10 protein-coding genes and 1 tRNA gene are annotated in these 12,020 nt (G+C 74.2%); 3 read left to right on the top strand and 8 right to left on the bottom strand.

Features of this window, described 5'->3' with window-relative positions:
• Positions 1 to 83 precede the first annotated feature (83 nt).
• From IEY37_RS13730 to aceE, 7 genes are all read right to left on the bottom strand, one after another.
• Complete coding sequence (locus IEY37_RS13730; protein WP_188942470.1) at positions 84 to 1,310, bottom strand: beta-ketoacyl-[acyl-carrier-protein] synthase family protein; 1,227 nt, start codon at positions 1,308 to 1,310, stop codon at positions 84 to 86.
• A 165-nt stretch (positions 1,311 to 1,475) separates the two neighbouring features.
• A complete protein-coding gene (locus IEY37_RS13725; RefSeq protein WP_188942468.1) occupies positions 1,476 to 1,718 on the bottom strand; it encodes an acyl carrier protein in 243 nt (80 codons plus the stop codon).
• A gap of 202 nt (positions 1,719 to 1,920) precedes the next feature.
• A complete protein-coding gene (locus tag IEY37_RS13720) occupies positions 1,921 to 2,904 on the bottom strand; it encodes a beta-ketoacyl-ACP synthase III (RefSeq protein WP_188942466.1) in 984 nt (327 codons plus the stop codon).
• Entirely contained in the window at positions 2,901 to 3,830 is a 930-nt protein-coding gene (locus IEY37_RS13715; RefSeq protein ID WP_188942464.1) for an ACP S-malonyltransferase, read from the bottom strand. The genes IEY37_RS13720 and IEY37_RS13715 overlap by 4 nt, the downstream gene beginning before the upstream one ends.
• Before the next feature lie 178 nt (positions 3,831 to 4,008).
• Positions 4,009 to 5,205: a PucR family transcriptional regulator gene (locus IEY37_RS13710; protein ID WP_229674430.1), complete on the bottom strand. Its 1,197-nt coding sequence runs from the start codon at positions 5,203 to 5,205 to the stop codon at positions 4,009 to 4,011.
• Positions 5,206 to 5,465: 260 nt separating this feature from the next.
• Positions 5,466 to 5,669 (bottom strand): cold-shock protein, encoded by a 204-nt coding sequence (locus tag IEY37_RS13705; protein ID WP_188942462.1) that lies wholly within the window; start codon positions 5,667 to 5,669, stop codon positions 5,466 to 5,468.
• Positions 5,670 to 5,991: 322 nt separating this feature from the next.
• Positions 5,992 to 8,832 (bottom strand): pyruvate dehydrogenase (acetyl-transferring), homodimeric type, encoded by a 2,841-nt coding sequence (aceE, locus tag IEY37_RS13700; protein WP_229674429.1) that lies wholly within the window; start codon positions 8,830 to 8,832, stop codon positions 5,992 to 5,994.
• A 376-nt stretch (positions 8,833 to 9,208) separates the two neighbouring features.
• Between aceE and IEY37_RS13695 the strand changes: the two genes are divergently transcribed.
• The 3 genes from IEY37_RS13695 to IEY37_RS13685 all read left to right on the top strand — a co-directional run bounded on the left by IEY37_RS13695 (position 9,209) and on the right by IEY37_RS13685 (position 10,427).
• Positions 9,209 to 9,637 carry a DUF3052 domain-containing protein gene (locus IEY37_RS13695; protein ID WP_188942460.1) on the top strand — a complete coding sequence of 143 codons (429 nt, stop codon included), beginning with the start codon at positions 9,209 to 9,211 and terminating at the stop codon, positions 9,635 to 9,637.
• Between the two features lie 145 nt (positions 9,638 to 9,782).
• Positions 9,783 to 10,250 carry a peroxiredoxin gene (locus IEY37_RS13690; protein ID WP_188942458.1) on the top strand — a complete coding sequence of 156 codons (468 nt, stop codon included), beginning with the start codon at positions 9,783 to 9,785 and terminating at the stop codon, positions 10,248 to 10,250.
• Positions 10,251 to 10,355: 105 nt separating this feature from the next.
• Positions 10,356 to 10,427 (top strand) — tRNA-Val (locus IEY37_RS13685).
• Positions 10,428 to 10,547: 120 nt separating this feature from the next.
• On the opposite strand, the gene IEY37_RS13680 is transcribed toward IEY37_RS13685, so the two are convergent.
• Complete coding sequence (locus IEY37_RS13680; RefSeq protein WP_188942456.1) at positions 10,548 to 11,894, bottom strand: glycosyltransferase 87 family protein; 1,347 nt, start codon at positions 11,892 to 11,894, stop codon at positions 10,548 to 10,550.
• Positions 11,895 to 12,020 lie beyond the last annotated feature (126 nt).

Genomic DNA, 12,020 nt, shown 5'->3' with positions numbered 1-12,020 from the left:
CGTGGTCGGCGGCGCTGTGGTGGTCACGGGCAGGCTCCTACGGCAGGCGGTGGCGGGTGGCGGCCGGTGGGCCGCCGGGCGGATCAGGCGCCGGTGAAGACCAGCGCGACGTTGTGGCCGCCGAAGCCGAACGAATCGTTGACCGCGGCGGTCAGCGGCACGGTCCGGTTCTCGGTGGCCACGTCAATGTCGATCTTGGGGTCCATGGTGAAGACGTTGCGGGTGCCGGGGACGACGCCGTCGCGGACGGCGAGGAGCGTGGCGATGGCCTCGACGGCTCCGGAGGCGCCGAGCATGTGGCCGGTCATCGACTTCGTCGCGGTCACCACCGGGTGGTCGCCGATGGCCCGCAGGATGGTCTTGCTCTCGGCCACGTCGCCGACCGGCGTCGAGGTGGCGTGGGCGTTCACGTGGCCGATGTCCTTGGCGGACAGCCCGGCGGAGCGCAGCGCCTTGCCGATCGCCCGGCTGCCGCCCTCGCCGTCGGGCTCGGGCGCGGTGATGTGGTGCGCGTCGTTGGACATCCCGACGCCGGCGAGCGTGCCGTAGATCCGCGCGCCGCGGGCGACCGCGTGCGAGCGGCGCTCCAGCGTCACGATGCCGGCGCCCTCGCCGAGCACGAAGCCGTCCCGGTCGACGTCGAACGGGCGGGAGGCGGTGCGCGGGTCGTCGTTGCGCGTGCTCATCGCCCGCATCTGCGAGAACCCGGCGACCGGCAGCTGGTGGATGGAGGCCTCCGCGCCGCCGGCCAGGGCGATGTCCAGCTCGCCGGCCTTGATCATCGTGTACGCCCAGGCCATGGCCTCGGCGCCGGAGGCGCACGCCGAGACGGGCGCGTGCACGCCGCCGCGGGCCTTGACCCACAGCCCGACCGCGGCCGCCGGGCCGTTCGGCATGAGCATCGGGATGGTCAGCACGGCCACCTTGCGCAGGCCCTCGGTCTCCAGCAGGTCGTCCTGCCCGAGCAGGGTCAGCGCGCCGCCGATGCCGGTGCCGACGACGGCGCCGAGCCGCTCCGGGTCGACGTCCGGCTCGCCGGCGTCGGCCCACGCCTCGCGCGCGGCCACCAGCGCCACCTGCTGGCAGCGGTCGAGCCGGCGCGCCTCGACCCGGGGCAGTACCTCGGTCGGCTCGACGGCGAGGGGGGCGTGGATGGCCACCGGCAGCCCGTACTTCTCGACCCACGGCGCGGTGTTGGCCGTGACGCCGATCCGGCCGTCGAGCATGGCCTGCCAGGTGTCCGGCGCCGTGCCGCCGATCGGGGTCGTCGCGCCGATGCCGGTGACGACCACGTCCGTGTCGTCGCTCATCGCGGTTCACCGCCTGTCACGTCGGGTGGGGAGGGAGAAGAGGTTCCCGATGGTCCGGGACGGTCCGGTACCGGGTGCGGCCGGTCGTCCCGCGCCGATCGGCGGGGCCCGGACCTGGGGCCGGCTCCCGGGACGGCGCGGTGCGCGCGTCCCGGGAGGCCGGTGTCAGCTGGAGTTGCGGGCGATGTAGTCGACCGCGTCGCCGACGGTCTTGAGGTTGGCCAGCTCGTCGTCCGGGATCTTCACGCCGAACTTGTCCTCGGCCTGCACGGCGATCTCGACCATCGACAGCGAGTCGATGTCCAGGTCGTCGACGAAGGACTTCTCCGGCGAGACGTCGTCCTTGCTGACCCCGGCGACCTCCTCGACGATCTCGGCAAGACCGGGCAGGATCTCCTCGTTGGTCACGGTGTGTCCTTTCGACGGTGTCCGCGGACCTCCGCGGCTCTGGTGGGGTGGCACCGGCGGAGGTCGCCGCCGGCCGGTGGGGGACGGTGATCCCCGGTCCGCCGGGCATTCTGCCCGACCGGCTCCGGCCGGCCCCGGGGGCGGCGTACCGGCAGGGCCGCGGGGCGTACCGGCACGGCCACGGCGAGAGTCGGGGCGGGGGTCAGGGGCACCGGAAGACCTGCCCGGCGTAGGTCAGCCCGGCACCGAACCCGATGGCCAGCACCACCTCGCCGGAGGCGACCTCGCCCGCGGCCCGCATGCGGTCCAGCGCGACGGGGATGGACGCCGACGAGGTGTTGCCGGTGGTGACGATGTCCCGCGCGACGCGCAGGTCGTCGCGGGCGCCGGCCGAGACCAGCTTGCGGGCGATGGCGTCGACGATGCGCAGGTTTGCCTGGTGGGTGACCAGCACGTCCACGTCGGCCAGCTCCAGGCCGGCCATCCGCACCGCCCGCTCTGCGACCGGGGCGATCGCGGTGGTGGCCCAGCGGAAGACGGACTGGCCCTCCTGGTGGATGAACGACGCGCGGTCGGGGATGTTGATCGTCTCGGTCAGGTCCTCGGCGCTGCCCCAGGCGACCGGCCCCACGCCCTCGGTGTCCGCGCCGGTGACGACCACCGCGCCCGCGCCGTCCGCGAAGATGATCGCGTTCGCCCGGTCGGTGGGGTCCACCCAGTCGGTGAGCTTCTCGGAGCCGACCAGCAGCACGGTCGTCGCGGCGCCCGACCGGACGGCCTGCGCCGCCACCTCGAGCCCGTAGCAGAAGCCGGCGCACGCGGCGTTGACGTCGAACGAGCCGGGCGCGTGGATGCCCAGGCGGCCGGCGATCTGGGTGGCCGCGTGCGGGATCTGGGTGGGCAGCGTGCAGGTCGCCACGATGACGGCGTCGACGTCGGCGGCGGTGACGCCGGCCTCGGCCATCGCCTTGGCGGCCGCGATGGCACCCATGGAGACGACGGACTCGTCCGGCCCGGCGAACCGGCGCTCCTGGATCCCGACCCGGGTGCGCACCCACTCGTCGTTGGTGTCCAGGGTCTGCGCCAGGTCGTCGTTGGTCACCACCCGGTCCGGCCGGTAGTGGCCGAGCCCGGCCACCCGGGCCCCGGGTGCGCCCTGTGCGGGGCGGATGACGGCGCCGCTCATGCCGGCACTCCTTCGTGCTCGCGGACGAACGCGGCCGCGGCGTCCAGGTCGTCGGGGGTGCGCAGGGCCAGCGTCGCCACGCCCTTGAGGTCGCGCTTCACCAGCCCGACGAGCGTGCCGGCCGGCGGCAGTTCGAGCACGCCGGTGACGCCCAGTCCACGGAAGGTCGCCATGCAGCGGTCCCAGCGCACCGGGCGGGTCACCTGGTCCACCAGCAGGCGCAGGTACCGGCTGCCCGAGCCGGCACCCTCGACGACGGATCCGTCGGAGTTGGTGAGCAGCGGCCGGCGGGCGTCCGACACCGGGATGTCCGCGACCCGGTCCCGCAGCTCGTCCTGCGCCGGGGCCATGAAGGCGGTGTGGAACGCGCCCGCGACCTGCAGGGGGATGACCCGGGTGCCGGCCGGCGGCTCGGCCGCCAGCCGGCGGATCGCCGGCTCGGCACCGGCAGCGACGATCTGGCCGGCGCCGTTGACGTTGGCACCGACCAGGTCCAGCCCGGCGAGAGCGGCCAGCACGTCGTCGGCGGTCCCGCCGAGCACGGCGGCCATCGAGGTCGGGGTCACGGCGCACGCCCGGCCCATCGCCGCGCCCCGGATGCCGGCGAGCCGGACGGCGTCGTCGTCGGTGAGCACCCCGGCCAGTGCCGCGGCGGCCAGTTCGCCGACCGAGTGCCCGGCGGTGACGGCGGAGGCCGGCAGGTCGAGCGCGGTGGCGGCCAGCAGCGCGGCGGCGACGACCAGCGGCTGGGTGACCGCGGTGTCCTTGATCTCGTCGGCCGACGCCGAGGTCCCGAGCCTGGTCAGGTCCAGCCCGGCGGCGGCGGAGAACCGGTCCAGGGTGGCGGCGGCCCCGTCCGTCTCGAGCCAGGGGGCGAGCATGCCGGGCTTCTGGGAGCCCTGCCCGGGGGCGACGACGGCCAACACGCGTCGTAGCCAATCACGGAACGGTCACGACGCGCGCGGGCGGCGCGCCCGAACCTGGGCCCGGAAGTCTGGAGGATCCCTACAAACCGACGGTCGGGTTCGTTCAAGTCCCGACCGCTGCGCCGTGCGGCTCGGGGCCGCCGCCACCGTCCGGGGGCCACGCGCGGGTGTCCGGCCGTCACCCGCCGGTGGCCAGCCGCCCGGCTGTCAACGCGGCCCGCAGCGTGGCCGCGTCCCGGCTCACCCAGGGGTCGAGACCGGTCAGCTCCGCGACCCGGCGCAGCCGGTACCGCACCGTGTTGACGTGGACGTACAGGTCCCGTGCGGTCGGTTCGAGCGCGCCGCCGCGATCGAGGTAGGCGTCCAGGGTGCGCAGCAGCGTGTCGCCGGCGGCCTGCAGCGGCGCGTGGACCGTGCTGCGCAGCTCCTCGAGCGCGTCGGCGTCGCCGGCCAGCGCGCGTTCGGGCAGCAGGCGGGCGGCGGGTACGCCGCGCGGCGCCTGCGGCCAGGCGACGACGGCCCGCATGCCGGACAGCGCGTCCCGCGCCGAGCGGATGGCGCCGGGCAGGCCGACGCCGGTCGGCCCGCGGACCACCGGTCCCGCACCGAACGCCGCGACCGCCGCGGTCGCCGCCACCTCGAGCTCGTCGGCATCGCCGGCGGTGACCACGACGATCAGCCGGCCGCGGTGCTGGCCGAGCAGCAGCCAGCGCCCGTCCCGGGTGGGGACGCCCAGCGCGTCCGCCACGATGCTGCGGGCGTCGCCGTCCGGCGGGTTACCGACCAGCACGACGACGGGCCGGGTCAGGTCCCAGTCCAGCGCGGCGGCGCGGGACGCCAGCGAGTCGTCGTTCTCGCCGCGGACCAGCGCGTCGACCACGAGCGCCTCGAGCCGCTGGTCCCACGCTCCCCGGCTCTCGGCGGCGGCCGCGTAGATCGCGGCGGCGGAGAACGCGACCTCGCGGGAGTAGCGCAGCAGCGACAGGGTCACCGCGGACGCCTCGTCGGGATCGGCGGCGAGCGCCGGGAACAGTTCCTCGGCGACGGAGATGGCCACCCGGACCAGCTCCACGGTCCGGCGCAGCGACACCCACCGGACGAGCTCGCGGGGCGCCTGCCCGAACATCGATCCGACGGACGGGACGGCGGCTCCGCCCGGTCCCCGGGCGGCCTCGCCGGCGGCCAGCCAGTCGACGTACCCGGAGATCCCGGCCTGGGCGACCAGGGTGACGGCGGACCGCTGCGCCGCGGGCAGGGTGCGGAACCAGGGCAGTTTGGCGTCCATCAGGGCGACGGCGCGGGTGGCCGCCCCGCCCGCGGCCCGTTCGATGCGCCGGACCGTCGCGGTGCTCAGCCCGGCGGCCGTGGTGCTCACCCGGTCAGCGTGCCAGCCGCGCGGGCGGCGCCGGCGGGAACGGCGAAGGAGCGGACGGCGGTCCGGTCCGGTGCCCGGGTGCACCGACGGCGGTGCGGTGCGGGGCGCGCGCCGCCGAGCCCGAGGCGCGGCACGGTGCGGTGGGCGCGTGCGTGGCCCGAGGTCGGCATCGCGCGGCCGGCGGGCACGGGGACGCAGAAGGCCGGCACCGCAGTGCGGTGCCGGCCTTCGGGGACGCCGTGGCGTCGGTGCGTCGTGTCTCAGAGAGCCTGGACGCCGGTGGCCTGCGGGCCCTTCGGCGACTGCTCGACCTCGAACTGCACCCGCTGGCTCTCCTCGAGCGACTTGTAGCCGGTCCCGGTGATGGCCGAGTAGTGCACGAAGACGTCGCCAGAGCCGTCGTCGGGGGAGATGAAGCCGTAGCCCTTCTCCGCGTTGAACCACTTCACAGTTCCCTGCGCCATGCTTGCTCTCCTCGAGCGTTGTCCGCGGTGATCGCGGTTGTAGGACACCCCGGGCGGGTCCTTCTCCGGCCGAGGGGATGCGCCAACCCCGTCGGAGCCACAGGCACCAGGAGAAGAGCAACAACGCCGAAAAGATACCGTGCGGCGATCGGGTGTGGCTACACCTGAAAACGATCAGCTGTCCCTCTGCCGGGCCGGCCGGACCCCGTCCGGAGCGAGCCCGTCCCACCGCACCGACCCGGTCCCGCTCCCCGGCCGGGTGGCCGGGGAGCGGGCGTCCGATCAGGAGCCGGCGGGATCCCTGGAGCGGCCGCCGCGACGGTCAGGACTCGCCGCCCGCGCTGCCGGACCGGCCGGCCCGCGGGTCGTCCAGCCGGTAGCGCTGCGCCGCCTCGGCGGCCGCGCCGCGGCGGTAGCCGTCCTGCCGCTCGAGTGCCGCGAGGGCGGCGACGACCATCGACGGTCCGTCGATGAGGTAGTGCCGGCGTGCGGCCGCGCGGGTGTCGGAGAACCCGAAGCCGTCCGCACCGAGGGCGGTGAAGTCGCCCGGCACCCACGGCGCGATCTGGTTCTGCACCGCCCGCTGGTAGTCGCTGCTGGCGACGACCGGGCCGGGCATCGCGGACAGCCGCGCGGTCACGTAGGCCTGCCCGTGGTCGCCGGCCGGGTCGAGCAGCCGGGCCCGGTCGACGTCCTCGCCGTCCCGTCGCAGCTCGGTCCAGCTGGTCACCGACCAGACGTCCGCGGCGACGTTCCAGTCGGTGGCCAGCAGCTCCTGCGCCTCCAGCGCCCAGCGCACGCCGACGCCGGACGCCAGCAGCTGGACCCGGGCCCGGCCCTCCGTCTCCCGCGCGGGGGACAGCAGGTACATGCCCTTGAGCAGACCCTCGACGTCCAGGTCGGCGGGCTCCGCCGGCTGCACGTACGGCTCGTTGTACATGGTGATGTAGTACGAGATGTTCTCGCCGGCGAGGACGCGGTCGCCGCCGGGACCGGCGCCCGTGGAGTCGTTGGTGTACATGCGGCGCAACCCGTCCCGCACGATGTGCGCGATCTCGTAGCCGTAGGCCGGGTCGTACGCCACGATGTGCGGCTGCGTCGCGGCCAGCAGGTGCGAGTGCCCGTCGCCGTGCTGCAGCCCCTCGCCGGTCAGCGTGGTGCGGCCCGCGGTGGCGCCGAGGATGAACCCACGGCCCATCTGGTCGCCCATGGCCCAGAACTCGTCGCCGGTCCGCTGGAACCCGAACATCGAGTAGAAGATGTACATCGGGATCATCGGCTCGCCGTGCGTGGCGTAGCTGGTGGAGACGGCGGTGTACGTCGCCGCCGAGCCGGCCTCGTTGATGCCCTCGTGCAGGATGACGCCCTGCTCCGACTCCTTGTAGGCCAGCATCAGGTTGGCGTCGACCGCGGTGTACAGCTGGCCGGACGGGTTGTAGATCTTCTGCGCCGGGAAGAACGAGTCCATGCCGAAGGTCCGGGCCTCGTCCGGGATGATCGGCACGACGCGGCGGCCGATCTCCGGGTCCTTGAACAGGTCGCGGACCAGCCGGACGAACGCCATCGTGGTGGCGATCTCCTGCTTGCCCGAGCCGCGCCGCAGCACGTCGTACACCTTGTCCCCGGGCAGCACCAGGGGCTTGGCGGTGACCCGGCGTTCCGGCACGAACCCGCCGAGCTCGGCGCGCCGCTCCTTGAGGTAGCGGATCTCGGGGGCGTCGTCGCCAGGGTGGAAGTACGGTGGCTGGTACGGGTCGGCCTCGAGCTCGGCGTCGCTGATCGGGATGTGCAGCTCGTCCCGGAACTCCTTGAGGTTCGCCGGGGTCAGCTTCTTCATCTGATGGGTGGCGTTCCGACCCTCGAACGACGACCCCAGGTGGAAGCCCTTGATCGTCTTGGCCAGGATCACCGTCGGCTGGCCCTCGTGCGTCAGCGCCGCCTGGTAGGCCGCGTAGACCTTGCGGTAGTCGTGCCCGCCGCGCTTGAGGGACCAGATCTCGTCGTCGGACATGCCGGTGACCAGCTGCTTGGTCCGCGGGTCGCGACCGAAGAAGTGCTCCCGGACGTAGGCGCCGTCGTTGGCCTTGTAGGTCTGGTAGTCGCCGTCGGCGGTGGTGTTCATCAGGTTCACCAGGGCGCCGTCGCGGTCGCTGCGCAGCAGCGCGTCCCACTCCCGGCCCCAGATGACCTTGATGACGTTCCAGCCGGCCCCGCGGAAGAACGCCTCCAGCTCCTGGATGATCTTGCCGTTGCCGCGCACCGGCCCGTCCAGGCGCTGCAGGTTGCAGTTGATGACGTAGGTCAGGTTGTCCAGCCCGTCCAGCGCGGCGACGTGGATCAGCCCGCGGGACTCGACCTCGTCGAGCTCGCCGTCGCCGAGGAACGCCCAGACGTGCTGCTGGGAGGTGTCCTTGATGCCGCGGTGGTGCAGGTACCGGTTGACCCTGGCCTGCTGGATGGCGTTCATCGGGCCGAGGCCCATCGACACCGTCGGGAACTCCCAGAAGTCTGGCATCAACCGGGGGTGCGGGTAGGACGGCAGCCCGCCGCCCGGGTGCGAGACCTCCTGGCGGAAGCCGTCCATCAGCTCCGCCGACAGCCGGCCCTCCAGGAACGCCCGGGCGTACATGCCCGGCGACGCGTGCCCCTGGAAGAAGACGTGGTCGCCTCCCCCGGGGTGGTTCTTGCCCCGGAAGAAGTGGTTGTAGCCGACCTCGTAGAGGGTGGCCGAGCTGGCGTAGGTCGACAGGTGACCGCCGACGGCGATGCCCGGGCGCTGCGCGCGGTGCACCATCATCGCGGCGTTCCAGCGGATCCACGCGCGGTACCGCCGCTCCACGTCCTCGTCACCGGGGAAGAACGGCTCCTCCTCGGTCGGGATGGTGTTGATGTAGTCCGTCGTGGTCAACGCCGGGATGCCGACGTGACGCTCGGCGGCGCGACCCAGCATCCGCAGCATGAGGTAGCGGGCGCGCTGCTGGCCGCCGGCGTCCACCATGGCGTCGAACGAGGCCAGCCACTCGGCGGTTTCCTCCGGGTCGACGTCCGGCAGTTGCGCGGCGATACCGTCGCGGATCAGGTGGTGCCGCGCCGACCGGCCGTCGGTCCCGCGGGCGTCACCGTTGCTGCTGGTCGAAGGGCTGCTGGTGGCAGGCGCTGCCAAGGGATCTCCTCGTCGCTGTCGGATCCGGGGCGGCCCACCGGCCCGGTCGGTGACGACCGGCCGACACGCCGGCCCGGCACGGCCGCGCGGGGGTGCACGCGACCGTCATCCAGCATCCTCCCGCACGCCCCCGACAGCCACCTCGCACCCCCGGGACGGGGCCGGTCGCGACGGTCCGCGGCGCCGCGCCGGCGACGCCGGCGCACCGGATCGGCGCCGAGGGTCTCGGTGGCGCGGCCCGCCCCGCATACTGTGGTGCAACGCGCGGGCCGGTGACAGCCGGCCGTGGCGGGATCGCAGCCGGTCAGCGGACTGCGGCGGCCGCCGTCGAGCGGCGTGACGCGGTCGGACGAGCGTGGAGAGGGTGGACAGCGCCATGAGTGGGGTGTCGGGACAGGCCGCGACCGTGGCGTCGCGGTTGGGCCTGTCCGCGGGCGACGTCGTGGGCGAGATCGGGTACGACGACGACGTCGACCACGACCTGCGGTCCGCGATCGAGGAGCTGATCCAGGGCGATCTGCTCGACGAGGACGCCGACGACGTCCTGGACGCGGTGATCCTGTGGTGGCGCGACTCCGACGGCGACCTGACCGACGCGCTGGTCGACGCGATCACCCTGCTGGCCGATGACGGGGTGATCTGGCTGCTCACCCCGAAGACCGGCACCGAGGGCTACGTCGAGCCGAGCGACATCGCCGAGGCCACCCGCACCGCCGGCCTGGCGCAGACCACGACGGTGCCCAGCGGCGGCCCGTGGATGATCGGCAAGCTGGCCCGGGCCAAGCAGGGCCGCATCCGCCGCTGAGCCACCGCTGAGCCGCCGCCGATCCACCGCTGATCCGCGGTATCGCCCGGTCCGGCCCGTCGCCCGGTCCGGGTGCACGTTTCGGGGCCGCGCCTGCGGCCGCGTCCGACCCGCCGGGCCCGTTGCGGCCGGAGAGGTGTGCCCCGTGTCCCTGGAGATCGGCGCCCCGGCGCCCGACTGGACCCTGCCCGACGCCCACCGCACGCCGGTGACGCTGTCGTCGTACCGCGGGGAACGGGCTGCCCTGGTCGTCTTCTACCCGTTCGCCTTCTCCCGGGTCTGCACCGGCGAGCTGTGCAGCGTGCGGGACGACCTGGCCAGCTTCCAGAACGAGCGGGTGCAGATCCTGGCCGTCTCGTGCGACCCGGCGCCGTCGCTGCTGGCCTGGTCGCAGGACCAGGGCTTCGACTTTCCGCTGCTGTCGGACTTCTGGCCGCACGGCGCGGTCTCCCGCACCTACGGCGTGTTCCGGGAGGACGCCGGTATGCCCAACCGCGGCACCTTCCTGGTCGACACCTCGGGCGTGCTGCGGTGGTCGGAGGTGCAGGAGCCGGGACAGGCGCGCGACCAGGCGGCCTGGCGGCGGGCGATCGACGCCCTCGCCGAGGTCTGACCGGGCGGGGCACCGGCCGGCGGCTCCGAGCGGGCCGACGGCCGGGCCGACCCGGTCGGGTCTGCGAGACTGAGGGACGGCGGGCGTGCCGGGCACGCCCGCGACGGGCGCGTAGCTCAGCGGAAGAGCACCCGGTTTACACCCGGGCGGTCGGCGGTTCGAACCCGTCCGCGCCCACCCGTCCGAGCCTGATCGGCCGTGTCCTGCGGTACCCGCCGGGTCGGCAGCCCCGCGCCTGCCAGGGTGGCAGCCCGCGCGTTCCCGGGCCGTCCGTCCCCCGCGTGCCGGTGACCCCGGTCAGGGTGGCGGGCGCAGGGCCAACGGTGCGGTGACCGGGTCGGCGTCCCGGGAGCGGGGTGCTCCACGGTCCGATCCGGACGCGGCCTCGGCCGCCGCGCTGCCGGGGCCGACTCCGGCGGGGGTCTCCGCTCGGACGGCGTCCGGGTCGGCGGTCCTGGCGCCGTCGGGGCGGTCGGCGCCCAGGGGTGCGCCGGCGACCTCGGCCACCCGGGCCTGCCGCACCTGCTCGACGAGCAGCAGCACCAGCAGCGCCCACGGCAACCAGGACATGCCCCGCAGGTACTGCTCGTACTCGGGGAACGGGTGCAGGTAGAACACCGCGCCCCAGGCGGTCGAGGCGGCGACGAACCAGAGCCGCACCGGACCGGACAGCAGGAACGCCCACGGCAGCACCCACATCAGGTACTGGGTGCTGAAGCCCGCGGTGCAGATCAGCGCGGCGCACAGCACTCCGAAGGCCCGCACCTCGGGCGGCCGGCGGCGCAGCAGGTACAGCGTCACCGCGACGCCGGCGAGCAGCAGCAGGGACCCCACGGATCCGACCGGGGAGTCGTAACCACCCTTGACGTCGACGGTCTGGATGACCACGGCCGACCACGTCCACAGCGAGACGTACGACGAGTAGCTGGTCATGTGCAGCACGTCGTGCACGGGGTCGGTGTCCAGGAAGAGCACACCGGAGAGCAGGCAGAGCACCGGCACGACCGCGGCGCCGACGAGGATCCGCAGCGCCACCACCGGTCTGCGCAGCGGCAGCACGGCCACCAGGATCACCACCGGCCAGGTCTTCGCGGCGACGGCGGCGCCCAGCAGCACGCCGGCCAACACCGGCCACCGGCGCCGCAGCAGCACGACGGCACCGAGCGCCAGGGCCAGCGCGACCGGCTCGACCTGACCGTGCAGCGACACCACCAGCAGCGACAGCGGGTTGACGGCGTACTGCAGCGCCCGGGCGGGTCCGTCGGACCTGGCCAGCCGGGCGACCAGCACGATGACGACCAGGTCGCAGAGGATGGGCGCGATCTTGACCGCGTAGACCCAGGGCAACCCGGTCTGCAGCTCGGCCGCGTGCACCCAGGGCATGAGCTCGAGGAAGTTCCACTGCCGGTGCGGCAGGTCGTGCACCGGGTCCCGGCCCTCCAGGACCAGCCGGCCGGTGGACTGGAAGTAGGAGGCGACGTCGTTCGGCGTGTAGCGCCGGGACGTCAGCGCCGCGTAACCGATCCGCAGCACCGCGCCGACCAGCACGGACACGCCGAGCGGGACGGCCGTGCGGGAGCGGCCGAGGACCAGCAGCGCGACGGTGCAGGCGGCGAGGACGATCCAGCTCAGCGCGGTGATCACCGGGCGGCCCGGTCCGGGACCGCCGTTGCAGGGCGCGCCGTCGACAGGCGCCTGCTCACGGGACGGGGATGGGTCGGCGGCGGCGTTCGCGGGTCAGGATCCACAGCGCCTCGACGCCGTCGCGCC

The organism is Nakamurella endophytica (genome assembly GCF_014646215.1).
GTDB classification, from domain to species: domain Bacteria; phylum Actinomycetota; class Actinomycetes; order Mycobacteriales; family Nakamurellaceae; genus Nakamurella; species Nakamurella endophytica.
The sequence above is the reverse complement of the archived record's forward strand: the minus strand, read 5'-3'. Positions and strand labels throughout refer to the sequence as shown.